Genomic DNA, 23,481 nt, shown 5'->3' with positions numbered 1-23,481 from the left:
GGTCGAAGTGTGACGCAGCCCTCTGTCGATTTGCGAGCGGACATGACAGCATCCGATCCTTGCGTGACGGCGCGTCAGGCGCGGGGGCGGAGTGGTGGAGGTGTCCGGTGGGGTGTCCTGAGAGGCGTAACGGCGGCGTCGGCGGTGCGGTGGCGGGAAGACGGTGGCGACTGGCCGCCGCGACCGCGCTCGCGAGCGCGGTCATCGGCGTCCTGGGCGCCCCGGGCGCGGCGTACGCGGCCCCCGGAACCCCGCAGCCCCCCTCGCCCGGCCCCTCGGCCGGCGCCACGCGGAGCCTCGAGGACGTGCACAGGGAAGTGGAGACCCTCTACCGCAAGGCGGAGGCCGCCACGGACGCGTACAACGCGGCCGGCGAGCAGCTGCGCCTGCAGGAGAAGTCGGTCGAGGAGATCACCCGGCGGATGACCGCCGCGCAGGAGCGCATGGACCGGCTGCGCAACGAGGCCGGCGCCCTGGCCCGCGCCCAGTACCGCAGCGGCGGGCTCACCCCGCAGACCCAGCTCTTCTTCAGCGCCTCGCCCGACAACTTCCTGAGCGGCGTCGCCCTCGCCCGCAAGGGCGAGCAGGCCACGCGCGGCCTGCTGGCCCAGGTCGAGGCCGTGCGCGGGGAGCTGCAGGGGCACGCCAAGGCCGCGGACGAGCGCCGGAAGGCGCTGGACGCGGAGCGCGGGAAGAAGGAGGCCGCGAAGAAGGAGGTCGAGGCCCGGCTGGACGCGGCGAAGAAGCTCGAGTCCCGCCTGGAGGAGAAGGAGCGGGAGCGGCTGCGGCAGCTGGAGGAGGAGCGGGCCCGCCGGGCGCAGACGGCCTGGCTGGCCTCCGACGCCGGCAAGGGCCTGGCCGGCCAGGGCTCCGCCGCCACGGGCGAGGGCAAGCGCGCGGTCGACTTCGCGACCGCCCAGATCGGCAAGGACTACGTCTGGGGCGCCGAGGGCCCGCAGTCCTTCGACTGCTCCGGCCTGACGCTCAAGGCATGGGCGGCCGCCGGCCGCGCGATACCGCGCACCTCGCAGGAGCAGTGGCGGCAACTGGCCAAGGTCGACGTCAAGGACATGCGCGCCGGGGACCTGGTGATCTACTTCTCGGACGCCAGCCACGTGGGGATGTACGTGGGCGACGGAACGATCGTGCACGCGCCCCGCCCGGGCCGGCAGGTGACGCTCGCGGGCGCCGGTTCGATGCCGATCCTCGGGGTCGTGCGGCCGGGATAGGGCGCCGGGCGGACCGGTGGCGGCGGCACGAGCCGCGGGCTACCGGGCGGCTACAGCGCGTTTATTCATACGCTTGTACGATGTGACGCTCGTCATCGCGCGGTCCCTCATCCGGGGGCATTCCGCCGCCAATTCCCTTTGTGGCGAGGGCATATGACAGAGGCGGGTGGCTCCGTACCATTCCGTTGGGCCGGGCTCTGGCGCTAGGGTCACCCTCGGTGCTCGCCCCTCGGCGAGGCGCCGTGCCCTCGGGGGGAGGGAAAGGAAGCCGACGTGATGCCCGTACCCGCGCCGAGGCAGGCGGAGCCCTCCGCCGTGCTGCCCGACGGCGGGCTGACACTGCTCGTGATCGAGAACGACCCCGGTGGCGCGCTGTCCGGCCCGGACATGGCGGACATGACCGGTGCCGCCGGCAGGCCCGTACGCATCCGTACCGCCCGCAACCTCACCGAGGCGGAACGGTTGCTCACCGACGACGTGCAGTGCATCCTCCTCGACCTCGCCCTGCCGCCCGTGGACGGCCCGTCCGGCAAGCAGCCCGGCGGGGCGTGCGGGTCCGACGGGCCGGACGAGATGGACACGCTGCGCCAGGTGCTGCGGCTCGCCCCGCACCACGCCGTCCTCGCCCTGACGGCCGAGGCGGACGCCGAGCGGGCGGCGGAGGCGGTGCGCGTAGGCGCGCAGGACTACCTCTGCCGCGACGAGCTCGACGGACGGGTCCTGAGCCGGGCCATCCGCTACGCCGTCGAACGCAAGCGCGCGGACTTCGCGCAGCGGCAGCTCACCGAGACGCGGCTGCTCGCGAAGGAGAACGCCCGTCTGGAGCGCGGCCTGCTGCCGCACCCGCTGCTGGCCGGCTCGGAGCTGCGGTTCGCCGCCCGCTACCGCCCCGGGCGCAGCCGGGCCCTGTTGGGCGGGGACTTCTACGACACGGTCCGCACCGAGGACGGCACGGTGCACGCGATGATCGGTGACGTGTGCGGCCACGGCCCGGACGAGGCCGCCCTGGGCGTCGAACTGCGCATCGCGTGGCGCGCCTTGACGCTGGCCGGGCTGTGCGGCGACGAGCTGCTGGCCACGCTGCAGCAGGTGCTCGAGCACGAGCGGGCGGACGAGGAGATCTTCGCGACGCTGTGCACGGTCGACATCGCCCCGGACGGCCGCACGGCGGCCCTCTGCCTGGCCGGGCATCCGGCCCCGCTGCTCGTGAGCCCCGGCAGACCGCCCGTGCTGCTGCCCCAGGACGGCGGGGGGCCGGCGCTGGGTCTGCTGTCGCCCGCCCGCTGGCCGCATCAGGAGGTCGAACTCGGCGACGCCTGGAGCCTGTTGATGTATACGGACGGCCTGATAGAGGGCCGGATCGGTGCGGGCACGCGGCGGCTGGGCCAGGAGGGCATGATCGAGTTGATTGCCCGTCAGGTGAAGGAGGGGCTGGGCGGCGAGGAGCTGCTCGACGCGGCCGTCACCGAGGTGCGGGCGCTCAATGGCGGGGAGTTGACGGACGACCTGGCCGTGATGCTGCTGGACCGCGGGTAGGCCGGCCGCTGTCGTCGCGCTACCGGCCGCCGTTGTACGGGCCGTAGGGGCCGTCCGAGCTGGAGCCGCCGCGCCGGCGCGGGCCGCCGCGGCCGGTGACGTGCCGCAGGGCGGGGCGGACGTCGACCATGTAGACGATCGTGGCGATCAGGCCGAGGACCGGCAGGAAGGCCAGGATCCCGAAGAAGATGTTCACGGCCACCGCGATGGCGAGGATGATCAGCCAGAAGCCCTTGGTCTGCTTGTCGGCCGCCCGGTAGGCGTCCTCGCGCCGGACCGCCGCGTCGACCAGGGCGACCGCCGAGAAGACGAGCAGGCCAACCGAGACCCAGGACAGGACTTCGCCGAAACCTTCTACCAGCATGCCGTCCACCTCTTGTCAGTGCGTCTGCTGCCCACCGTACCGGGAGAACGATCCGGGCACGCGGGGCGTGCCCGGATCGCCGCGGTCACCGGCCCGGCCGCCGCCGGGCCGGCCTGTCGCTACTCGCCGGTCTTGGCGTCCGCCTTCTTCGCCGCGGGCTTGCGGGCGGCGGGCTTGCGGGCGCCCGCGGGCTTGTCGTCCGCCTCGGAGGCGCCGGCGTCGGCCTCGGCCGGCCGGCCCTCCTCCTTGGCCTTCGCCTCGTCCCCGTTCGCGGACTTCGCGGGCTCCGGGTCCGGCTCGACGGCGACGGCGATCTCGGAGATCTCCTCGGCGGCCTCGCCGCGCCAGGTCTTCACGGCCGTACGCCCGCGCTCGACCAGCTCCTCGAACTTCTCACCGGCCTGCGCCGCGATGGTGAGGGCCTGCCCGACGCCCTGGCCCGCCAGGTCCTGGGCGGTCTGGCCCAGCTTCTTGGCGTCGGTGTCGATCGTCCCGACGATCTCGGTGAACTTCGCGGTGACCTGCGTCTGGACCTGCTTGGCCTGCCGGGTCACCCGCTCGCCCAGAACCCTGGGGTCGGTGTTGCGCAGCTGCTCGAAGCGCTCGGGGGCCTCGGTGACGAGCTGCCCGATCTTCTCGGCCGCCAGGTCCGCGGCGCCCGCGGCTGCGTAGGCGGTGTCGGTGGCGGTCTTGCGGATGTCTTGGGTGATGGCCATGTCGATGGGTCTCCCGGATCAGCTCGAAGGTGTGCTGCTCGAAGGCTTGTCGTGGTCGTCCGGTACGTCCGTCGCGAGCGCGTTCTCCTTGCGGAAGGACTCGTAGATCTGGAGCAGCACCTGCTTCTGCCGCTCGTTGATCGAGGGGTCGGCGAGGATCACGCTGCGGACCTCCGCCTCGTCCCGGTCCCGCTCGTCGAGGATCCCGGCCTGTACGTACAGCGTCTCGGCGGAGATCCGCAGCGCCTTGGCGAGCTGCTGCAGGATCTCGGCGCTCGGCTTGCGCAGGCCGCGCTCGATCTGGCTGAGGTACGGGTTGGACACTCCGGCGGCATCCGCGAGCTGCCGCAGCGTCAGCTGCGCGGTGCGCCGCTGCTCGCGGAGGTACTCGCCGAGATTGCCGACGTTGAGTGATGCCATGGGAGCGATGCTGCCCCACCTTGCTAACTTTTGCAAGCAGGTGCTTGCAAAAGTTTTTCGGCCGGGGTGTCACGGTTCCCCGCTCCGGCGTGTCTCGATGGGCGTCGCAAGAGAGTCGGAAGAGAGGAGCCGGGTGTGGTCGACGCCTTCACCGAACACCGTCCGCTGTTGTTCACCATCGCCTACGAGATGCTGGGCAGCGCCGCCGACGCCGAGGACGTGCTGCAGGAGAGCTATCTGCGGTGGAGTGCGGTCGATCCGGCCGCGGTGGAGCATCCGCGCGCCTACCTGGTCCGCGTGGTGACCCGGCAGTCCCTCAACCACCTGCGCGCGGTCAGGGCGCGGCGCGAGGAGTACGTCGGCACGTGGCTGCCCGAGCCGATCCGCACCGCACCCGACGTGAGCGAGGACGCGATCCTGGCCGAGTCGGTGTCGATGGCCATGATGCTCGTCCTGGAGACGCTCGGCCCCACCGAGCGCGCGGTGTTCGTGCTGCACGATGTATTCGGCTACACCCACGGCGAGATCGCCGCCTCGATCGGCAAGACCGAGGTCACCGTCCGCCAGATCGCCCACCGCGCGCGCCGGCACGTCCACGCGCGGCGCCGCCGCTTCGAGCCCGGCTCCGACGCCGGACGGGAGATCGTCCAGCGGTTCCTGCTCGCGGCGACGACCGGCGAGGTCCAGGAGCTGATGGACCTGCTGGCGCCCGATGTGGTGTCGCTCTCCGACGGCGGCGGGAAGGTGGTCGCCGCCCGCCGCCCGATCGCCGGCCGCGACGAGGTCGCCCGGTTCGTCCTCGGCGTGATCCGCACCGGCACCACCGCGGCGACCCGCGTCGAGCACACCACCTACAACGGCATGCCCGCGGCACGGTTCCTGACGGACGGTGAGCTCGACTGGCTGGTCGCCTTCGAGATCCACGACGGACGGATCACCGGCCTCTACGGCATCCGCAACCCCGACAAGCTGCTGCACGCCGACACCGTGCACCCACTCGACAGAGGGGAACACCAGCCGTGGAAACCATGACCGTCGAACGCGTCGTCAACGCCCCGATCGACGACGTGTTCGCCTGGCTCACCACGACCACCCACTACACGCGTTCGCCCCTGGTGATGCGCTGCCGTCTGACCCGGCGCGGCGAGGGCGCGCCCTACGGCGTCGGAGCGGTGCGCACTCACCTGTGGCTGATCGGCTGGTTCCGGGAGCGCATCACCCGCTACGACCCGCCGTACGCCACCGACTACGTCGTCGAGCGCAGCCTGCCGCCGGCCCGGCACGAAGTCGGCCGCATGACGTTCACCGAGGTCGAGGGCGGCACCCGGGTGTGCTGGACCACCCGCGCCGAGATCCCCGTCCCGCTCCTGGGCGCCTTCCTCACCCGGCACGTCGCGCGGCCGATCATCACCCGTACCTTCGGCAACATCCTCGCCGCCGCCGACAGCGCACTGGCCGCACGCCCCCGGCGGTGATCCGGCGGGGGTTCACCCGCCGAGGACGCTCAGGTCGATGCGGGCGAGGCGCTCGGGGTCGGTGAGGATGTCGAGGGCCGTGACCCGGTCGTTCTGGATGGTGAACGCCATGACCGAGAGCACCCGGCCCTCCGCCACCGCGACCACGCCGGGGGTGCCGTTGACCAGGGCCGGGAGCGAGGCTTCGGCGAAGCGGGCGAAGGTGATCGCCTGGGAGGCGACGGTGGCGGCGCCGCGGCGGATCAGGCCGGGGCGCAGTGCGCCGCCGTCCGAGCGGGCCACGATCCGGGGGTCGAGGACCGAGACGAGGGCCTCGAAGTCCCCGCCGCGGGCGGCGGCGAGGAAGGCGTCGACGACCGAGCGCCGGCGGGCCAGGTCGGTGTCGGGAGCGGGCGCCCGGCCCTGGACGCGACGACGGGCGCGGCTGGCCAGCTGCCGGGTGGCGGCGGGGGTGCGGCCGAGGACGTCGGCGATCTCGTCGAAGGGCACGGCGAACATGTCGTGCAGGACGAAGGCGAGCCGCTCGGCCGGGGCGAGGGTGTCCAGGACGACGAGCAGGGCGATGCCGACCGAGTCGGCCAGGAGGATCTCCTGCTCGGGGTCGAGGCCGTCCGGGCCCGAGACGACCGGGTCGGGGAGGCGGACGTAGCCGTCCTCGTCGTGCAGGGGGTCCTCGCGCCGCGTGGTGCGCGAGCGCAGCATGTCCAGGCACGTCCGGCCGACCACCGTGGTCAGCCAGCCGCCCAGGTTCTCCACCTCGGTGACATCCGCGCGGCTCAGCTTGAGCCAGGCCTCCTGCACGGCGTCCTCGGCCTCGCTGAGCGAGCCCAGCATCCGGTAGGCCACCGCCCGCAGATGGGGGCGCTGCTCCTCGAACCGCTGTGCCAGAAAATCTTTTTCGCTCACCTGTCACATCCTCGCGTTCCGATCCGTCAATGCAGTGACGGACACCAAGCGGGCGGCGCGGCAAGCGCACCGACCGGCCGACGAGCGGAGAATATGATCATGAACGCCCGGATGAAGAACCCCACGATGGTCCTGCCCGACGCCATGAAGGGCGTCCAGAACCTCTTCAAGGCCATGCACCAGGGCGGCGTGCCGCAGGAGATCATGGAGTTGGTGCACCTGCGCGCCAGCCAGATCAACGGCTGCAGCGCCTGTGTGTACGGCGGCGTGGACAGCGCCAAGAAGGCCGGTATGAGCGACGAGCGGCTCCACGCGGTCGCCGCCTGGCGCGAGGCCCCCTTCTTCACCGACGCCGAGCGCGCCGCGCTGGCGCTCGCCGAGGCCGCCACCCGGATCGCCGACCGCTCCGGTCAGGCCGTGCCGGACGACGTGTGGGACGAGGCCGCCGACCACTTCGACGAGCAGCAGCTCGCCGCCATCATCCTCATGATCGCGACGACCAACTTCTTCAACCGCATCAACACCACGGTCCAGGAGCCCGCCGGCGCGACGTGGAGCTGAGCGCGCACCGGGCGTACGAAGCCGCCGGGCCGCCCGCTACTTCGCGCCGGCGCCCTTGCCCGTCCAGTGCGAGGGGCGGGTGAGCGCGGGCGGCAGCTTGGTGGCGGCGTCGCCCTTGGCGGCGTTGACCTGGGGCTGGGTGAGGAAGAGCGACCCGGTGAGGTCGGCGCCGCTCAGGTCGGCGTCCCGGAGGTCGGCGCCGATGAGGTCGGCGCCCCGCAGGTCGGCGCCGGTGAGGTCGGCGGCGATGAGGTAGGCCCCGCGCAGATTGGCGCCGCGCAGGTCGGCCTTCTTGAGGCGGGCGCCCATGAGGTCGGCGCCCCTGCGGTCCTTGCGCTTGCCGCCGGACCCGGCCCGCGCGAGTTCGCTCGTGCGCAGCAGGAGGGTGTTGACCTGCTGCCGGTGCGCCGCCACGTCCACGTCGGCGAGCGGCCCGGCGTCGAGGAGGGTGAGGCGCTCGGTCTCGTCGAGGGCGCGGCGCAGATCCTTGTGGACCGGGCGGGCCGCGGGCAGCGTGAGGGCCTCGGAGAGGTACCAGAGCAGCTCGTGCAGCTGCCGGACGACCGGGAACACGTCGAACATCTGCTGCGCGGTCTCCGGGGCCTGCCGCCAGTCCCGGCCGCCGAAGGTGACCTGCGAGACCTTCTGCCCCGCCCCGAAGCAGTCGTAGACGGTGCAGCCCCGGAAGCCGCTCTTGCGCAGGCGGGTGTGGATGCCGCAGCGGAAGTCGCTCTGGAGGTTCGTGCAGGGCTTGCCGGCGTTCTTGTTGACCGCGAAGTCCGCCGAGGCCGCGAAGGGCAGGGCCACGCAGCACAGGCCGAAGCAGTTCCCGCAGTCGCCCAGCAGGTCGAGGTGGCGGCGGCCGCCGGCGTCGGCGTCCGTGCTCCGGCCTGCCTCTGAGCTGGTGTTTCGGTCTTTCTCGGACACGGTGTGCCGCTCTCCCCGCGCCCTAGGGCGACTCGACTGCTTCCACTACGACAAGGACGTAGCAGTCTAACGTTCCGGGCATATGGACCGACCAGGCATTTTCGTCCGGGCCGGGCCTCGCCCTACGCGCCGGGCACCCGGCGCCCGCGGGTGAGGACGACGAGGCCGCCGGTGATCGCGAGGCCGGCCAGGGTGGCCGCGAACGTCGTCGCGCCGTCGGTCAGGCCGATCGCGTCGCTCAGGTAGCCGGCCGAGACGGCCAGGGCTCCGGCGGGGAGGTAGCCGCCGACGTTGAGGGCGGCGTTGGCCTCGGCGAGGCGCGAGGCGGGGATGCCGGAGTTCAGCAGGGAGAGCCCGCCGAACTGCCCCATGCCCTGTCCGGCGCCGGCGAGCAGCGCGGCGACGACGAGGAGGGCGACGGAGGAGGTGTGCACGGCCGCTGTAAGGACGCTCATGCCGGCCACGATGCTCGTCGAACCGGCGAGCAGGATCGTACGGATCCGCAGCCGTGTGACCGCGAACTGCACGCCCGCCGAGGCGAGGAACATCACGAAGGCCATCGCCCCGGCGGCCCCGCGGTCGGCCGTGCCCAGCAGGCCGGACAGCAGGGACGGGCCGAGCGCGAGCACGAACGAGGTCGACGCGAGACCGGGGGCGAACACCGCGATGCCGAGCAGGAGCCGGCCGCCGTCGCCCCGCGGGACCTTCGGCACCCGGATCCAGGCGCCCCGGCCCGTCGTGGCGGGGCGGTGCACCGGCATGCGCAGGACGACCGGGAGCGCCAGGGCCAGCAGCGCGATCTCGACGAGGAAGACCGTGACCGTCGGGGCGGGCAGCGTCTCGGAGAGCACGCCGGCCAGCAGCGGGCCGAGGCCGGCGCCGAGGACCATCGCGCAGGACGCCAGCAGGGCGGCGAGGCGCTTGCGGCCGGGGCCCGCCACGTCCGTCACGGCGGCCATGCCGGCGGAGACGACGGCGCCCACGGCGATCCCGGTGAGCAGCCGGGCCACGATCAGCGCGGTCACGGAGGCGGCGGTGGCGAAGATCGCGGAGGCCAGTGCCGCGAGCACCAGCGCCGGTACGAGGACGGGCTTGCGGCCGAGCCGGTCCGAGGCCACGCCCGACACCAGCAGCGAGGCGGTCATCCCGACGACGTAGGAGGCGAAGACGACGGTCAGCGTGCCCTTGGAGAAGCCGATGTCGCGCTGCCAGAGCCCGTACAGCGGGGTCGCGGCGTTGGAGAGGACGAACACCGCCATGACCGGCCAGGCCGCCAGCCAGACCCACCACCGGGGTACCGGTGCCGGTGCGGGGGAGCGGCCGGGCTCCGTTTTCGGGCGTGCGGACAGGGTCGACGGCATGGGTTCTCCTCGGCGAGCTCCAGTACGAGTCGAGTCGAACATAGCATGCAGTACGATTGGAGTCGTACAAAGGAATCGACTGGTGAACCGCCCGACGGAGGGGATGTACCGATGGCGTCAACGGCCCGTGCGCATACGGTCGTCAAGGCTCTGCCCGAGCCCGAGGGCCTGCCCGAGCCCCTGCCGGAGCCGGCCGTCGACGAGCTGCGCCTGGATGTCGTGATGGGCGCCCTCAGCGATCCGCTGCGCATGACGGTCGTGCGGAAACTCCTGCTGGAGTCCGAGCAGTTCGACCATTCCTGCGGGTGGTTCGGGCTGGACCGCCCCAAGTCCTCGCTCACCCACCACTTCAAGGCCCTGCGCGAGGCCGGCGTCACCCGCCAGCGTCAGTACGGGCTCGAACGGCGCAGCCACGTCCGCATCGACGACCTCGAAGCCCGCTTCCCCGGACTGCTCGACCTCGTGGCCGCCTGGACGCCGCCCGCGGCGCCCTGACGCTACGCGCCCGCCGCCCGCAGGCGGGCGAGGCGGCGGCCGCCCCAGGCGCCGAGCGGCGCCAGGGCCCGGTGGAGGTCGTGGCCGTCCTCGGTGAGGGAGTACTCCACCTTGGGCGGCGCCACCTCGAACACCTCGCGGTGCACGATGCCGTCCGCCTCCAACTCCCTCAGCTGCTGGGCCAGCACCTTCTCGCTGATGCCCGGCAGCAGCCGCCGCGTCTCACCGAAGCGGCGAGGACGCTCGTGCAGTGCCCACAGGATGAGCACTTTCCACTTGCCGTCGATGACGTCGACGGCGGCGTCCAGTCCACACTCGTACGACGGCGGCTGTTTGTTCATGCCCCCACGGTAAACGTGTCACTTGCCGTACGGGCGGGCCGCGCGCGCCTCGCGCAGGGACTTGGCCCACCAGCCGAGCTGGTCGAGCATCGCCTTGGCGGCGCCGGCGGCGGAGGTGCCCGCCTCCTCGTCCAGGTGGCGGCCGGACTCGTCCAGCTTGCCCCAGGGGCTGTGGAAGCTGACGGTCTCGCGAATGGTGACGGCGTGCAGCTCGGCGAAGACCGGGCGCAGGTGCTCGACCGCGCGCAGGCCGCCGGAGAGCCCGCCGTAGGAGATGAAGGCCACCGGCTTGGCCTGCCACTGGGTGTAGTGCCAGTCGATGAGGTTCTTCACGGAGGCGGGGTAACTGTGGTTGTACTCGGGGGTGATGACGATGAAGGCGTCGGCCTCCGCCAGCCGCGGGGTCACGGTGGCGAGGGCGGCCGAATCCTGCGGGCCGGGCTCGCTGCTGAGGTTCACCGGCAGCGGGTGGTAGGCCAGGTCGATGACGTCGACGTCGATGTCGTCGCGCTGGGCGGTCTGTTCGGCGAGCCACTTGGCGACGGTGGGGCCGAAGCGGCCCTCGCGGGTGGAGGCGACGACGACGGCGAGGCGGTACGGGGACTCGGACATGACGGGCTCTCCTCGGCAAGGGTGGCAAGGTAATTGGAACGTCCCCGGGCTGTTGACCGCGGGGCCGTTGAGAAGAAGCCTCTTACCTCAACCGCGCTTGAGGTCAAGCGTGGATCTGTGAGGCCGGGGAGAGCCCGTACCGCCGGGCCTCAGAAGTGGTCGGGGCACCAGGGCCGTCGCGCCGTGCGCAGCATGAGCTCCGCGCGCTGTGCGGCGCCGGTGCGCTCCTCGTCGAGCCGGCCCAGCGTCGCGAGCCGCACCGCCGACTCGTCGCCGAGGTAGAGGGAGGCCAGTTCGGCGACGCCCAGGGAGAGTTCGGCCGGCCGCTTCGAGGGCGTGCAGCTCGTGCCGCCGGGGTCCACCTCCAGCAGGAAGCGCCCGCCGGCGTGGCCCCCGGGGTCGGTGACGTCCAGCACGAGGGAGCCGGGGCAGGCGTACGTGCGGGCCTCCAGCAGGGCCGGCACGTCGAGGGGGCGCAGCCACAGGTAGTCGGAGTGCAGGGTGAGCTTGGCGGCGCGGGGGTCGGGCAGCAGCAGCGGCAGGATGTCGTCGGGCGCGCGGAAGCCGGAGGCGACCTTGGTGACCCAGTCGACGGACAACAGGAAGTGCCACAGGGCGCGTTCGGCTTCCGTCGAGACCGCTATCAGGCCGTGCACCGTGGCGGTGTTCTGCGGCCGCTTGCCGTCCCACACCTCGTCGCAGGTGTAGCTCACCAGCCCGTCGACGCTGCCCTCGGGGGAGCGGTAGAGGGCGTAGTAGGGCTCCGTCCACGCGGGCATGCCGGGCTGAGGGATGTCGCCCGTGGCCAGCCGCCACCAGCGCTCGGTGCGGTCGACGACGCCGTGGCGGACGGCCCGCAGCCGCTCGTGCAGGGCGGGGCCGAGCCGCCGCACGGTCTCGGCGTCCACGAAGTCGACGCGGCCGCCGTCCGCCGGGCCCGCGTAGCGCTTGTCCAGGCCGGCGCGGGCCACGTCGACCTCCCACTCGGAGACCCAGGCGGCCGGCCCGAACCCGTACCGGCCGTAGATGAGCCACTCGGACGCCAGGAGCGTGGCGGCCACCTCGCCGCGGTCCCGGGCGGCCCGCAGGTCGTGCTCCATCATGCGGCTGAGCAGGCCGCGCCGGCGGTGGGTGGCCGAGACGGTGACGTTGGAGACCGCGCTCGCGGCGACCGCCGCCCCGCCGGGCACGGTGATGCGCTGCGGGAAGCTGCGGAACGTGCCGACGCACTGTTCCGCGTCGAACGCCCCCTGCGCGCGCTCGAGGTCCGTGCCCGCGCGCCGGGTCTCTATCTCTTCCTTGGTCACGGTGGGAGGCCGTAGGAAGCCGGTATGCATGGCTCGGATCCAGTCGGGCAGGTCGGGGTCGCCGATCGTACGCACCTCGAGGCTCATACGAGCACGCTAGGGGCCCTGCCCGGGCGCACGCATGCGATTTGTGGCCGCTATCGGATCCTTACGAGCGTCAGCGGTACATCACACGGCTTGCTCAGAACGCGACGCGGATCTCCCCGACCCGCCGCCCGCCGCCCAGCAGCGGCTCCTCAGCGATGCGGGCGACGACGGGGGAGTCGACGCCCAGCAGTTCCAGGGCGCGCGCCAGCACCGGGCCCAGGGCGCGCAGGGCACCGTCGTCGATCTTGAAGGCGAGGGCGCGGCCGTCCGGCAGGGCCACCGCCTGCACCGCCTCGGCGCCCATCTTCGACAGCGCGCCCGGTATCGCGCGCATCAGCCAGGTGTCCGGGCGGCGGGTGCCCGCGACGTACTCGGGGTGGGCGCGCATCGCGTCGGCCACCCTGCGCTCGGGCGTGCCCGGCTCGGCCAGCACGAAGCTGCGGAAGGCCCGGGCGAGACCGGTCAGCGTCAGCGCCATCAGGGGCGCCCCGCAGCCGTCCGTGCCGACGTGGGCCACGGACTCGCCGCTCGCCTCCTCCACGGTCCGCAGCACCAGCTGCTGCAGCGGGTGCTCGGGGGCGAGGTAGCTCTCCACCGGCCAGCCGTTGGCGACACACACGGCGATCATGGCGGCGTGCTTGCCGGAGCAGTTCATGGTGACCTTGTCGCGGACCTGGCCGGAGGCCAGGTAGGACTCCGCCTCGACCGGGTCCAGGGGCAGGTCCGGCGGGGTCTGCAGGCCGTCCTCGGGGATGCCGAACTCGGCGAGCATCGTGCGGACGAGATCGAGGTGGAACGATTCTCCGGAGTGGCTGGCGGCGGCCAGTGCCAGCCGCTCGCCGGACAGTTCCAGCCCGGCCCGCAGCATCGCGGCCGCCTGCATCGGCTTGTTGGCCGAGCGGGGGTAGACCGGGGCGTCCGGGTCGCCGAGCGCGTACTCCACGCTGCCGTCGGCCGCCAGGACCACCAGCGAGCCGCGGTGCCGGCCCTCGACGAAGCCCGAGCGCACGACCTCGGCGAGGACGGGGGATACGCCCGGTATGCCGGCGGGAGCCGCGTGCGCGGGCGATGCAAGGGTCGAGGAGGTCATCGTCGGCCTTCCGGGGGGGGTGGTGCGAGGACCCCTCCGGCGCCCAGCGGGGCGATTACGAGAGGAGGTCGTCTACTTGTGCTTCCCCTTCACGGTACCTGCGTGCGATTTCCGCGCTGCAATCGTCGGCCGTGTGCTGCAGCCCCGTGCGCCGCACGGACACCTGCCGCTCGTGCGCCTCCAGGCGCCCCATGCCCTCGCGCAGCTCCCGGTCCGTCCGGGCGCCCAGATCCGACAGCTCGACCTCCGAGAGCATGTCCTCGGCCAGCCGCCGGTACTCCTCGCTGTGCGGCGTCCCCACCGTCACATGACGGGCGGAGGAGCGGTGCGCGGACGGGCCGTCCGCGAGGATCTCCGACAGCCGCTCCACCAGCAGCCGCTCCACCACGGGCGAGCCCGGGGCCGCCCGGCGCGCCAGCTCGGCCCGCAGGATGTCGATGCGGCCCTGCAGCAGCCGCCGCACATAGCTGAGGTCGGCCTCGTCCCGCTGTGCGTCCCGGCGCAGCACCCGCAGCTCCGCCAGGCGCAGCTCGTTCAGCCGCCGCCCGGGGACGTCCGCCGTTCGCCCGGAGCGCTGGCTCGGGGGTCTGGCGTGCAAGCTGTCCACTGCCTTGAGGTCCTTCAACTTCTTGAGGCCCTTCAGCTCCGTGGCCGCGCGGTCGGCCGCAGTGAGCATGGGGCCATCCTCGGTGGGTGTGGTCATGCGGTTCCGTCCCCTCGGGCGGTGTGCGGCCGGATCACGTTCCCCTTGCCCGCATAAGGCACCGCCTGCACGCATCGTGCCATTCGGTGCGCCCCGGGCGCAGGGTCTCTCCACCCGAACGGACCCTTATGGCCGCAGGGCATCATGGTCCGTATGCGTGCAGTGGTGCAGAGGGTGAACGGCGCGAGTGTCGCCGTGGACGGCCGGGTCGTCGGAGAGATCGTCGGCGAGGGCCTGTGCGTGCTCGTCGGCGTGACGCACGAGGACACGCCGGAGCGCTCGGCGCAGCTGGCCCGCAAGCTGTGGTCCCTGCGGGTGCTGCAGGACGAGAAGTCCTGCAGCGACGTGGGCGCACCGCTGCTGGTGATCTCCCAGTTCACTCTCTACGGTGACGCCCGCAAGGGGCGCCGCCCCACGTGGAACGCGGCCGCTCCGGGCCCCGTGGCGGAGCCGCTCGTGGATGAGGTCGTCGCGCAGCTGCGGGCGCTGGGCGCGCACGTGGAGACGGGCCGCTTCGGAGCGGACATGAAGGTCTCGCTCACGAACGACGGCCCGTTCACGGTGCTGCTCGAGGTCTGAAAGGGGCCCTACGGCTCGACGACGGTCTCCTGCGAGGCCGCCGTGCCCTCCCCGACCAGCAGCGGCGCGTCCACCGGTACGTTGCGCTTCACCAGGGCGAGGGCGATCGGCCCCAGCTCGTGGTGGCGGGCCGAGGTCGTGACGAAGCCCAGCTGACGGCCCTCCGGGCCGTCGGAGGCCAGCCGCACGGGGGCGCCGTGGCCCGGCAGGTGCACCTCGCTGCCGTCGAGGTGCAGGAAGACCAGGCGGCGCGGGGGCTTGCCCAGGTTGTGGACGCGGGCGACGGTCTCCTGGCCGCGGTAGCAGCCCTTCTGGAGGTGGACCGCCTCCCCGATCAGGCCCAGCTCGTGGGGGATGGTGCGGTGGTCGGTCTCCATGCCGAGCCGGGGCCGGTGGCCCTCCACGCGCAGGGCCTCGTAGGCCAGGGCGCCCGCGGCCGGGCCGTGCGCGGCCGCGAAGTCCGTCAGCTGTTCGCGCGGCAGGAACAGGTCCCGCCCGTGCGGCGTCTCGCGCACCGTGACGCCCTCGGGCGCCTCGGCGATCGAGCCCGCGGGCAGGTGCACGACCGCGATGTCGGCGCTGCGGTCGGCGACCTCGACCTTGTAGAAGAACTTCATGCTCTCCAGGTACGCGATCAGCGCGTCCTGGGTGCCGGGCTCGATGTGGGCCCAGGTCGTCTCTCCGTCGTCCACCAGGTACAGCGCGTGCTCGATGTGGCCGTGCGGGGAGAGGATCAGCGCCTGGGTGGCCTGCCCGGGCGGGAGGTCGCTCACGTGCTGGGTGAGCAGCAGGTGCAGCCAGCTCAGCCGGTCGGGCCCGGTGACGGTGATGACCCCGCGGTGCGAGAGGTCCACGAATCCGGTTCCGTCGGCGAGCGCGCGCTGCTCGCGGAAGGGGTCGCCGTAGTGCGCGGCGACGCCTTGGTCCGGGCCCTCGGCGGGTACGGCTCCGGGCAGCGACAGCAGCGGGCTCTTCGAATGACGCTCCATGAGGCCAGCCTAAGGGGCCGTGTCCGCAGCCTTGGAGGAAGGCTTCGCGGAGCACTGTGCGCACCGGCCGAAGATCGCGAAGTGCTTCATGTCGGTCTCGAACCCGAAGTCCTCGCGCAGCTTCGCCGTGAAGTCCGCGGCCACCGACAGGTCGGCCTCGATGACCTCCGTGCAGTCCCGGCAGACCAGGTGTATGTGGTGGTGCCGGTCCGCGAGGTGGTACGTGGGCGCGCCGTGCCCGAGGTGGGCATGGCTGACCAGGCCCAGCTCCTCCAGCAGCTCCAGCGTCCGGTAGACCGTCGAGATGTTCACCCCGCCCGCGGTCTTGCGGACCTCGGTGAGGATGTCGTCCGGAGTCGCGTGCTCGAGACGGTCGACCGCCTCCAGCACGAGCTGGCGCTGCGGGGTCAGCCGGTAGCCGCGCTTACGGAGGTCGCTCTGCCAGTCGGTGTCCACCACGCTCCCAGTCTAGGCAGCGTCAGCCGTTGCGTACCCCCTTCAGATAGTCGGCCAGGGCGGCGACGGCCGCGGGGTTGCGGGGGCTCTCGACGAGATCGACGTAGTCGAGGACGAAGACGCGGTCGTTCTTGATGGCCGAGACGTTCGCGAGCGGCGGGTAGGACATGAGGAACTTCTTCTTCTCCTCCGCGCTCACGTTCCCGTAGTTGTTGATGACGATGACCTCGGGGTCGCGCTCGACGACGGTCTCCCAGCCGACGGTCACCCACGAGTCCTTGAGGTCCTTCATCACGTGGTCGCCGCCGGCCTTGGTGATGATGTCGTGCGGCCCCGCGAATGTGCCCGCCGTCAGCGGCTTGTCCCGGCCGTCGTCGTAGAGGAAGACGCGGGGCGCCCTGCCGTCCTTCGGGACGCCGGCCTGGGCGTCGGCGACGCGCTTCTTGAAGCCCTCGACGAGCGTGCGCGCCCGGTCCTCCACGTCGAAGACCTTCCCCAGGGTCTCCAGGTCGGTGTAGAGCGCCTCCAGCGGCGGCATGACCCCGCGGGACTTGCCGGTGCCGCCGTTGTGGCAGGACTCGGTGAGGACGTACGAGCCCACGCCCAGCTTCTTCAGGGCCTCGGGCGTGAAGGCGTTGCCTTCGCCGAAGCCGTAGTTCCAGCCCGCGAAGACGAGGTCCGCCTTCGCGTCCAGGACCAGCTCCTTGTTGATCTCCTTCTTGGACAGCCACTTCACCTTGTCGTAGCCGCTCTTCCAGGGCGCCTCGCCCTTGTCGTCCCGGCCGGTCTTGTAGTCGGGGGCCACATAGCCGGCCATGTGGTCCTCCAGGCCGAGCGCGAACATGATCTCGGCGATGCCGACGTCGTTGGTGACCACGCGCCGCGGCGCCTTGTCGTACGTCGTCTTCACACCGCAGTTCTCGACGGTCACCGGGTAGTGGCCCGAGCCCGCCTCGCTCTGTTTGTCGCCGGAACCGTCCGAAACCTTCGCGCCGCAGCTGGTGAGCGTGACGGCGGCGAGCAGGGCGAGGCAGATACGCGCGGTACGCATGGGGGTCCTTAGGGAAGGCGGTCGAAGAGCAGCTGCGGGGCGCCGGAGGCCGGGTGCGGCACGCGGTGCGCCCGTACGCCGAAGACCTCGGCGAGCAGCTCGGCGGTCAGCACGGAGTGCGGCGGGCCGGAGGCGACGATGCGGCCGCCGGCGATGACGTACAGGACGTCGCAGTGGGTGGCGGCGAGGTTGAGGTCGTGCAGCGCGGCCAGGACCGTCAGGCCCGAGGAGCGCACCAGCGCCAGGACCTCCAGCTGCTGGGCGATGTCCAGGTGGTTCGTCGGCTCGTCCAGCACCAGCACCTTCGGCTGCTGCGCCAGCGCCCGCGCGATCAGCACCCGCTGCTTCTCGCCCCCGGACAGGGTCAAAAAGCCGCGCCCCGAGAGATGGGCCGCGCCCACCCGCTCCAGGGCGCTCGTGCACGCCTCGGTGTCGGCCGCCGTGGCGCGCCCGGCGGCGCTCTGGTGCGGCAGCCGGCCCATCGCCACGACCTCGAAGACGGTGAAGTCGAACTCGCTCGCCGACTCCTGCGGAAGCGCCGCCAGCCTGCGGGCGCCCTCGCGGGCGCCGAGGGCGTGCAGGTCGTCGCCGTCCAGCAGCACCCGCCCGGCGGCCGGCCGCAGCGCGCGGTAGGCGCAGCGCAGCAGCGTGGACTTGCCGCTGCCGTTGGGGCCGACCAGCCCCACGAACTGCCCGCTGCCGGCCCGCAGTGCGATGTCCTCGACGAGCCGTGTGCCCGCGATGTCGACCGCCAGGCCCTCGATGTCGACGCGCATCACGAACCTCCGAAGGTGTAGCCGCGCCGCCGCATCAGCAGCACGAAGCACGGCACGCCGATGAGCGCCGTGATGACGCCGACGGGCAGCTCCACCGGTGCCAGCAGCAGCCGGGAGACGACGTCCACCCACAGCAGCAGCACCGCGCCCAGCAGCGGGGCCACGGCCAGCACCCGGCGGTGGTCGGCGCCCACGATCATGCGGGTGATGTGCGGGACCATCAGCCCCACGAAGCCGATCGCGCCGCTGACGGCGACGACGGCCCCGGTGACGGCGGCGGTGACGACGAACAGGACCCGGCGCAGCCGTTCGGCGTCCACGCCGAGCGAGGCGGCGGTCTCGTCGCCCATGGCGAGGGCGTTGAGGCTGCGCGCGGACCACAGCAGCGCGCCGATCCCGGCCAGGACGACGGCGGCGGCGATGGGCAGGGACGACCAGGTGGCGCCGCCGAGGCTGCCGAGCAGCCACATCATCGCCGAGCGGGCGGCCTCGCCCCGGTCGGCGCTGAAGACCATGAGCGTGGTGATGGCGGAGAAGCCGTAGTACATGGCGCTTCCGGTCAGCACCAGGCGCAGCGGGGTCAGTCCGTGGGCGGTGCGCGCCGCCGCGTAGACCAGGGCCATGGCGGCGAGCGCGGAGACGAAGGCGGCGCCGGAGAGTGCCCACACGCCCAGCGAGGCGAACGCGCCGAAGAGCATGACGGCGTTGGCGCCGACGGCGGCGCCGGAGGAGATGCCGAGGGTGAAGGGGTCGGCGAGGGCGTTGCGCACCATGGCCTGGGCGCCCACGCCGATGGCGGAGAGCCCCGCGCCGACGACGGCGGCCAGCAGGGCGCGCGGGAAGCGCAGCTCCCAGACGATCGTGTACGCGGAGACCTCGTCCGGTGCGATGCTCGCGCCGGTCAGCCCGGCCCGCAGGTAGCGCAGCGTTTCGCCCCAGCCGATGCCGGCCGAGCCGAGGGCCACGCAGCACAGCAGCGAGGCGAGGAGGGCGAGGACGAGCCCTGCCATGAGCGGGGGCAGGGGGAGCCTGCGGGGCGGTGGCGCGGCGCCGCCGGGCGGGCCCGGCGTCCTCGCGGCCATGGCCAGGGGGTCGATCGCCACGGGCGGTGTGCCCTTCGCCTCGGGCCGCTTCCGTACGTACCGAGGAGCGGCCCGCGGCGGGCTCCGCCGGGGTGTCCCCTCGCAGTCCACGGCGAGTTGTGCAGGGATCCGCGCGCCGCGGGCGATCGGGCTCGCGGAAGGGGCCCCGAGGGGCCCTTCCGCCTACCGTTGCGGGTCAGCGCCGGACTTCGACCGGACTTCCCCCGCGGGGCGCTCGGGTGGTGATTACGGCTGGTAGGGCGTGCCGTCCTCGCGGAAGAAGGAGACGCCGTCCGGCATGTCCTCGGGCAGGCTCTCGGCCCACTCCTGCAGGCTCTGCTGCGTGGCGACCTTCTTCAGGTGCGCGGACATGTACGGGCGCAGCGGCACCTCGGGGGTGGCCTTCTCGCCGACCCACATCAGGTCGCCCTTGACGTAGCCGTACAGGCGCTTGCCGCCGGTGTAGGGGCCGGAGGCCCCGGTGCGGGCGACGGCGTCCGTGGCGAGGTCGATCTGCGGCTTCTTGTCGGCCAGCTCGCCGTACCAGACCTCGGCGACACCCGAGTCGCGCGTCATGACGATCTCGACCTTGCGGTCGGCGTCGATGCGCCAGTAGCCGCTCTCGGTCTCCAGCGGGCGGACCATCTTGCCCTCGCTGTCGAGCACCCAGGTGTGCGAGGTGTACTCGAGGAAGTCGCGGCCGTCGTGCGAGAAGGTGACTTCCTGCCCGAAGTTGCACTTCTCGGCGCCGGGGAAGTCGGCGACGCCCGCGCCCTCCCACTTGCCGAGGAGGAAGACCAGGGGCACCAGGTCGGGGTGGAGGTCGGACGGAATCTCGATCATGAGCTCAGGCGATCTGTAGAGGGTGCGGACAGGGGGGTCAGCGCTGGCCCTGGTACAGCTTCTTCCAGGTCAGGCCCGCGAAGGCGAGAACGCCTACGGCGACCAGGACGAGCAGGGTGGTGAAGACTGCCTCAAGCACGAGCGCGCTCCTCGGTCGGAGTGAGGGTTGTACGGACCGTGGACGAGTCTAGTCGGCCGTCCCGGCGGAGGCGCTGTGAGGTGGATCGTGGTCGGGCATCCGGCCGCGCGGGACGCCGGGGACCTAGAGTGGCCGCATGGCAAAGAGGCTCGTGATCAAGGTGACGGCGGGCGCCGACGCGCCCGAGCGGTGCTCGCAGGCGTTCACGGTGGCGGCCGTCGCGGCGGCCAGTGGCGTGGAGGTCTCGCTGTGGCTGACCGGCGAGTCGTCGTGGTTCGCGCTGCCGGGGAGGGCGGCGGAGTTCGAGCTGCCGCACGCGGCACCGCTGCCGGACCTCATCGACGGGATCAGGGCCGCAGGCGGAATGATCACGGTCTGCACGCAGTGCGCCGCCCGCCGCGACATCGAGGAGAAGGACCTGATCGAGGGCGCGCGCATCGCCGGGGCGCAGGTCTTCGTCAGCGAGGCCATGGCCGACGACGCGCAGGCGCTCGTCTACTGATCGCGTGACGTGGGGGTCCGTGGGTCGGGGCCACCGGTCCGGGGCTAGTGGTCCCGGGTTAGTGCTCCTCCCACGACCCCGGGCGGCGCTTGCCGTCCAGCTCGTCCCACCACTCGTCCGACTTCGGGTCGCCCGACGGATCGTCCCACCAGCGGTCGTCCGGGCCGCGGCGGTTGGCCACGACGGCCGCGACCGGGGGGATGACCATGGCGAACAGGCACATGCCGACCGCCGCCGGCACCGACCACAGGCGCACCACGGACCACGCCAGGACGAACATGCCGATGCAGGTGCCCATCATGGCGAAGTACAGGTGGCGTCGCCGCGCGTACACACCTTCACGGTACGACCGCGCCACGGGTAGCGCGAAGGGCCGCACCCCACCATCCAGGCGTCCAACCCAGGGGTACGGCCCTCCGGCCGTTCTCGTGCCCGACGCGTCGCGTCAGACGGCGATGGCGACGTCCGCCAGCGCGCCCTTCTGCGCCACGACCGTGCGGTCGGCGCTGCCGCCCGGCACGAGCGCCCGCAGCGTCCAGGTGCCCTCGGCGGCGTAGAAACGGAACTGTCCGGTCGCGGACGTGGGCACCTCGGCGGTGAACTCGCCGGTGCTGTCCAGCAGCCGCACGTAACCGACGACGGGCTCGCCGTCGCGGGTCACCGAACCCTGGATGGTCGTCTCACCGGGCTTGGCGGTAGAGGCGTCGGGACCGCCGGCCTTTGCTCCACACATGGGTGATCCTTCTCCTTGCGGTGGGTCGGGAGGTCAGTTGGCGCCGAGCTCGATCGGCACGCCCACGAGCGAGCCGTACTCGGTCCAGGAACCGTCGTAGTTGCGCACGTTGTGCTGGCCGAGCAGCTCGTGCAGCACGAACCAGGTGTGCGCGGAGCGCTCGCCGATGCGGCAGTAGGCGATGGTGTCCTTGGCGAGGTCCACGCCCGCGCCCTCGTAGAGCTCCTTGAGCTCGTCGTCGGACTTGAACGTGCCGTCGTCGTTGGCCGACTTCGACCAGGGGATGTTGCGCGCGCTCGGCACGTGGCCGGGGCGCTGCGACTGCTCCTGCGGCAGGTGCGCCGGGGCGAGCAGCTTGCCGCTGAACTCGTCGGGGGAGCGCACGTCGATCAGGTTCAGCGAACCGATGGCGGCCACGACGTCGTCGCGGAAGGCGCGGATCGAGGCGTCCTGCGGCTTGGCCGTGTACGTGGTGCGGGCGCGCTGCGGCACCTCGGCGACCAGGTCGCGGGAGTCCAGCTCCCACTTCTTGCGGCCGCCGTCGAGGAGACGCACGTCCTGGTGGCCGTAGAGCTTGAAGTACCAGTAGGCGTACGCCGCGAACCAGTTGTTGTTGCCGCCGTAGAGGACGACGGTGTCGTCGTTGGCGATGCCCTTGCCGGACAGGAGCTCCTCGAAGCCGGCCTGGTCGACGAAGTCGCGGCGGACCGGGTCCTGGAGGTCGGACTTCCAGTCGATCCGGACGGCGGTCTTGATGTGGTTCTTGTCGTACGCGGAGGTGTCCTCGTCGACCTCGACGAGGACGGTCTTCGGGTCGCCTGCGTCGATGCGGGCCTGTACCCAGTCGGCGTCCACCAGGACGTCACTGCGGCTCATGCTGTTCTCCTCCGGGGCAGTTGCGGATGTGCGCCAGCGTGTGCGGGGTGCGCGGCGAAGGTGCGCGGCGCCGCGCAGTGGGGGGCGGTGGTGCGGGGAGGCGGCCTGAACGGCCGAAAGGGGAGCCGGAAGCGGTCCCCGTCAGACACGGCGACAGAGCATGGCGGCCACGCGGCACAGGTCTACTGCCCGCCGCTTGGTGAGATCCGCCTGTCGCTTCATGGGGCGATCGTAGGGAGGGACCGGGAGCCCTGTCACCAGTCGGCCGAATGGTGAGACGGAATGTCTCGAATAATGGGACCGGTTGGCCGAATCGAGGTTCCGGATCCGCCCGGCGCGGCCCGTGCGGCCCTGCGGTCGCCCGTATGGACTGACGTACGGACGGCCGTGTCTCGCAGCGTGGACGGTCAGCCGGCGAGGTTGACGTCGGTGCCGGTCAGGGTGATGTCGACGCCGGTCGGCGTCGTGACGACCTTGTCGAGCTTGAGGCCCTTGGGCAGGCCCGAGATCTGCCGGTCGAAGTCGGTCTTCTCGCGGACCTTGCGCTCCATGCCGGGGATGCCCTGCGCGGGGACCTCGTCCGCCCGCACCCGGACCGTGTTGCCGTCCACCACGCTCACCGTGGAGACCACGCTGCGCTCCAGGGGCTGGCCCATGACCATGACCTTGCCGGTGACCTTCACCTGACTGCGGCCGGCACCGTCCTTGCCGCCGTAGGCGACGGAGACGCCGGGGTCGCCGGCGGCCTTGGTGAGTTCTTCGTACGACAGGTGGGCGGTGCCCGTGGCGCGGCCCGCGACGGCGGAGGAGAAGCTGCTGTCGATGCGCACGTTGTGCAGCTGGGCGTCGAAGCCGCTGACCTTCACCGAGCGGTCGCCGGTGCCCGCGGTGATGCCGTCGAGCTTGACGTCGACCTGCTCGAGCTCGGAGGCCGCGACCTGGGTCAGGAAGGGGAAGCCCTTGATCGAGACATCGGGGGTGCCGGAGAGGCCCTGGCTGCTGCGGATCTTCTCGGCGGCCTGGTTCTCGGCGAAGTAGACGGCGGCACGGTCGGCGGCCACGAAGAGGCCGGCCAGGACCACGGCGACGATCACTATCGTTCGTATCGCACGCATCGGCTGTCGATCCCCACTCTCGGTCAGGCTGTCCCGTGAGCCTAACTGGACCGTTCGGGTGAATGCGGGGTCGTGCACGTCACTGGTGTGTAACCGATGGGGGGTTCTGCCCCAGTCCCGCCCTTTCTCCCCCAGCTACCGCTGGGAGGTGCCCCCAGTTTCCGGGGGGGGGGGGCGGGGGCCCGAGGCCGCCCCGCCGCCGCGCCGGGC

At 72.2% G+C, this 23,481-nt stretch carries 29 protein-coding genes and 1 riboswitch; of the genes, 8 read left to right on the top strand and 21 right to left on the bottom strand.

From position 1 onward, the window contains the following. Positions 1 to 149 precede the first annotated feature (149 nt). Positions 150 to 1,229 carry an NlpC/P60 family protein gene (locus tag AB0G59_RS27340; protein ID WP_360916831.1) on the top strand — a complete coding sequence of 360 codons (1,080 nt, stop codon included), beginning with the start codon at positions 150 to 152 and terminating at the stop codon, positions 1,227 to 1,229. A gap of 276 nt (positions 1,230 to 1,505) precedes the next feature. Then, positions 1,506 to 2,765, top strand: coding sequence for a fused response regulator/phosphatase (locus AB0G59_RS27335; RefSeq protein WP_360916922.1), 1,260 nt, complete (start codon positions 1,506 to 1,508; stop codon positions 2,763 to 2,765). Positions 2,766 to 2,784: 19 nt separating this feature from the next. Here the strand turns inward: AB0G59_RS27335 and AB0G59_RS27330 are convergent, their stop codons facing one another. From AB0G59_RS27330 to AB0G59_RS27320, 3 genes are all read right to left on the bottom strand, one after another. Next, positions 2,785 to 3,129 carry a DUF2516 family protein gene (locus AB0G59_RS27330; protein ID WP_071965727.1) on the bottom strand — a complete coding sequence of 115 codons (345 nt, stop codon included), beginning with the start codon at positions 3,127 to 3,129 and terminating at the stop codon, positions 2,785 to 2,787. A gap of 119 nt (positions 3,130 to 3,248) precedes the next feature. Then, positions 3,249 to 3,845: a hypothetical protein gene (locus AB0G59_RS27325; RefSeq protein ID WP_360916828.1), complete on the bottom strand. Its 597-nt coding sequence runs from the start codon at positions 3,843 to 3,845 to the stop codon at positions 3,249 to 3,251. 18 nt (positions 3,846 to 3,863) lie between these two features. Continuing rightward, entirely contained in the window at positions 3,864 to 4,265 is a 402-nt protein-coding gene (locus AB0G59_RS27320) for a helix-turn-helix transcriptional regulator (RefSeq protein ID WP_071965723.1), read from the bottom strand. A 189-nt stretch (positions 4,266 to 4,454) separates the two neighbouring features. Between AB0G59_RS27320 and sigJ the strand changes: the two genes are divergently transcribed. Both sigJ and AB0G59_RS27310 read left to right on the top strand, forming a co-directional pair. After that, on the top strand, positions 4,455 to 5,297 hold the full coding sequence (gene sigJ / locus AB0G59_RS27315) for an RNA polymerase sigma factor SigJ (protein WP_360916919.1): 843 nt from the start codon (positions 4,455 to 4,457) through the stop codon (positions 5,295 to 5,297). Continuing rightward, entirely contained in the window at positions 5,285 to 5,740 is a 456-nt protein-coding gene (locus AB0G59_RS27310; protein ID WP_360916825.1) for an SRPBCC family protein, read from the top strand. Before sigJ ends, AB0G59_RS27310 begins: the two co-directional genes overlap by 13 nt. Before the next feature lie 12 nt (positions 5,741 to 5,752). On the opposite strand, the gene AB0G59_RS27305 is transcribed toward AB0G59_RS27310, so the two are convergent. Further along, complete coding sequence (locus AB0G59_RS27305; RefSeq protein WP_360916822.1) at positions 5,753 to 6,646, bottom strand: sigma-70 family RNA polymerase sigma factor; 894 nt, start codon at positions 6,644 to 6,646, stop codon at positions 5,753 to 5,755. Positions 6,647 to 6,745: 99 nt separating this feature from the next. On the opposite strand from AB0G59_RS27305, the gene AB0G59_RS27300 reads away from it, so the two are divergent. Beyond that, positions 6,746 to 7,207, top strand: a complete 462-nt coding sequence (locus tag AB0G59_RS27300) for a carboxymuconolactone decarboxylase family protein (RefSeq protein ID WP_360916819.1) — start codon at positions 6,746 to 6,748, stop codon at positions 7,205 to 7,207. Positions 7,208 to 7,243: 36 nt separating this feature from the next. Here AB0G59_RS27300 and AB0G59_RS27295 read toward each other — a convergent pair whose 3' ends face one another. Beyond that, a complete protein-coding gene (locus AB0G59_RS27295) occupies positions 7,244 to 8,053 on the bottom strand; it encodes a pentapeptide repeat-containing protein (protein ID WP_360916916.1) in 810 nt (269 codons plus the stop codon). A gap of 203 nt (positions 8,054 to 8,256) precedes the next feature. Then, a complete protein-coding gene (locus AB0G59_RS27290; RefSeq protein WP_360916913.1) occupies positions 8,257 to 9,393 on the bottom strand; it encodes an MFS transporter in 1,137 nt (378 codons plus the stop codon). A gap of 213 nt (positions 9,394 to 9,606) precedes the next feature. On the opposite strand from AB0G59_RS27290, the gene AB0G59_RS27285 reads away from it, so the two are divergent. Beyond that, positions 9,607 to 9,990, top strand: coding sequence for an ArsR family transcriptional regulator (locus AB0G59_RS27285; RefSeq protein ID WP_360916816.1), 384 nt, complete (start codon positions 9,607 to 9,609; stop codon positions 9,988 to 9,990). Positions 9,991 to 9,992: 2 nt separating this feature from the next. Here the strand turns inward: AB0G59_RS27285 and AB0G59_RS27280 are convergent, their stop codons facing one another. The 5 genes from AB0G59_RS27280 to AB0G59_RS27260 form a co-directional block, all read right to left on the bottom strand. Beyond that, the gene (locus AB0G59_RS27280; protein ID WP_360916813.1) at positions 9,993 to 10,331 is read right to left on the bottom strand and encodes a helix-turn-helix domain-containing protein; all 339 of its coding nucleotides are present in this window, start codon (positions 10,329 to 10,331) and stop codon (positions 9,993 to 9,995) included. Positions 10,332 to 10,349: 18 nt separating this feature from the next. Beyond that, positions 10,350 to 10,943, bottom strand: a complete 594-nt coding sequence (locus AB0G59_RS27275) for an NAD(P)H-dependent oxidoreductase (RefSeq protein ID WP_360916810.1) — start codon at positions 10,941 to 10,943, stop codon at positions 10,350 to 10,352. A 149-nt stretch (positions 10,944 to 11,092) separates the two neighbouring features. Then, positions 11,093 to 12,337 carry a GNAT family N-acetyltransferase gene (locus AB0G59_RS27270; RefSeq protein WP_360916807.1) on the bottom strand — a complete coding sequence of 415 codons (1,245 nt, stop codon included), beginning with the start codon at positions 12,335 to 12,337 and terminating at the stop codon, positions 11,093 to 11,095. Positions 12,338 to 12,431: 94 nt separating this feature from the next. Continuing rightward, positions 12,432 to 13,427, bottom strand: a complete 996-nt coding sequence (locus AB0G59_RS27265) for an asparaginase (RefSeq protein ID WP_360916804.1) — start codon at positions 13,425 to 13,427, stop codon at positions 12,432 to 12,434. Between the two features lie 55 nt (positions 13,428 to 13,482). Continuing rightward, positions 13,483 to 14,103, bottom strand: coding sequence for an AmfC protein (locus AB0G59_RS27260; protein WP_071963662.1), 621 nt, complete (start codon positions 14,101 to 14,103; stop codon positions 13,483 to 13,485). Positions 14,104 to 14,283: 180 nt separating this feature from the next. Here AB0G59_RS27260 and dtd point away from each other — a divergent pair, with 180 nt between their 5' ends. Then, on the top strand, positions 14,284 to 14,709 hold the full coding sequence (gene dtd / locus AB0G59_RS27255; RefSeq protein WP_071963663.1) for a D-aminoacyl-tRNA deacylase: 426 nt from the start codon (positions 14,284 to 14,286) through the stop codon (positions 14,707 to 14,709). 8 nt (positions 14,710 to 14,717) lie between these two features. On the opposite strand, the gene AB0G59_RS27250 is transcribed toward dtd, so the two are convergent. The 6 genes from AB0G59_RS27250 to AB0G59_RS27225 all read right to left on the bottom strand — a co-directional run bounded on the left by AB0G59_RS27250 (position 14,718) and on the right by AB0G59_RS27225 (position 19,906). Further along, positions 14,718 to 15,698 carry a folate-binding protein gene (locus tag AB0G59_RS27250; RefSeq protein WP_360916801.1) on the bottom strand — a complete coding sequence of 327 codons (981 nt, stop codon included), beginning with the start codon at positions 15,696 to 15,698 and terminating at the stop codon, positions 14,718 to 14,720. 9 nt (positions 15,699 to 15,707) lie between these two features. Next, entirely contained in the window at positions 15,708 to 16,157 is a 450-nt protein-coding gene (locus AB0G59_RS27245; RefSeq protein WP_071963665.1) for a transcriptional repressor, read from the bottom strand. Between the two features lie 19 nt (positions 16,158 to 16,176). After that, positions 16,177 to 17,205: an ABC transporter substrate-binding protein gene (locus tag AB0G59_RS27240; RefSeq protein ID WP_360916798.1), complete on the bottom strand. Its 1,029-nt coding sequence runs from the start codon at positions 17,203 to 17,205 to the stop codon at positions 16,177 to 16,179. An 8-nt stretch (positions 17,206 to 17,213) separates the two neighbouring features. Beyond that, positions 17,214 to 17,981, bottom strand: coding sequence for an ABC transporter ATP-binding protein (locus AB0G59_RS27235; protein ID WP_360916795.1), 768 nt, complete (start codon positions 17,979 to 17,981; stop codon positions 17,214 to 17,216). Further along, the gene (locus tag AB0G59_RS27230; RefSeq protein ID WP_360916910.1) at positions 17,981 to 19,063 is read right to left on the bottom strand and encodes an iron ABC transporter permease; all 1,083 of its coding nucleotides are present in this window, start codon (positions 19,061 to 19,063) and stop codon (positions 17,981 to 17,983) included. The genes AB0G59_RS27235 and AB0G59_RS27230 overlap by 1 nt, the downstream gene beginning before the upstream one ends. A 140-nt stretch (positions 19,064 to 19,203) precedes the next feature. Continuing rightward, positions 19,204 to 19,288, bottom strand: a riboswitch (cobalamin riboswitch). Between the two features lie 21 nt (positions 19,289 to 19,309). Further along, a complete protein-coding gene (locus AB0G59_RS27225) occupies positions 19,310 to 19,906 on the bottom strand; it encodes an FABP family protein (RefSeq protein WP_360916792.1) in 597 nt (198 codons plus the stop codon). Between the two features lie 275 nt (positions 19,907 to 20,181). Between AB0G59_RS27225 and AB0G59_RS27220 the strand changes: the two genes are divergently transcribed. After that, positions 20,182 to 20,547 (top strand): DsrE family protein, encoded by a 366-nt coding sequence (locus AB0G59_RS27220; protein ID WP_360916789.1) that lies wholly within the window; start codon positions 20,182 to 20,184, stop codon positions 20,545 to 20,547. A gap of 58 nt (positions 20,548 to 20,605) precedes the next feature. On the opposite strand, the gene AB0G59_RS27215 is transcribed toward AB0G59_RS27220, so the two are convergent. The 4 genes from AB0G59_RS27215 to AB0G59_RS27200 form a co-directional block, all read right to left on the bottom strand. Beyond that, positions 20,606 to 20,881, bottom strand: a complete 276-nt coding sequence (locus AB0G59_RS27215) for a DUF3099 domain-containing protein (RefSeq protein WP_071963670.1) — start codon at positions 20,879 to 20,881, stop codon at positions 20,606 to 20,608. A gap of 111 nt (positions 20,882 to 20,992) precedes the next feature. Beyond that, entirely contained in the window at positions 20,993 to 21,280 is a 288-nt protein-coding gene (locus AB0G59_RS27210) for a DUF1416 domain-containing protein (RefSeq protein ID WP_360916784.1), read from the bottom strand. A gap of 33 nt (positions 21,281 to 21,313) precedes the next feature. Next, on the bottom strand, positions 21,314 to 22,156 hold the full coding sequence (locus AB0G59_RS27205) for a sulfurtransferase (RefSeq protein ID WP_360916781.1): 843 nt from the start codon (positions 22,154 to 22,156) through the stop codon (positions 21,314 to 21,316). 407 nt (positions 22,157 to 22,563) lie between these two features. Beyond that, on the bottom strand, positions 22,564 to 23,271 hold the full coding sequence (locus AB0G59_RS27200; protein WP_360916778.1) for a DUF2993 domain-containing protein: 708 nt from the start codon (positions 23,269 to 23,271) through the stop codon (positions 22,564 to 22,566). Positions 23,272 to 23,481: the final 210 nt, after the last annotated feature.

Origin of the sequence: Streptomyces sp. NPDC021096, from assembly GCF_040641275.1 — a bacterium.
In the GTDB taxonomy this organism is placed as follows: Bacteria; Actinomycetota; Actinomycetes; order Streptomycetales; family Streptomycetaceae; genus Streptomyces.
The sequence above is the reverse complement of the archived record's forward strand: the minus strand, read 5'-3'. Positions and strand labels throughout refer to the sequence as shown.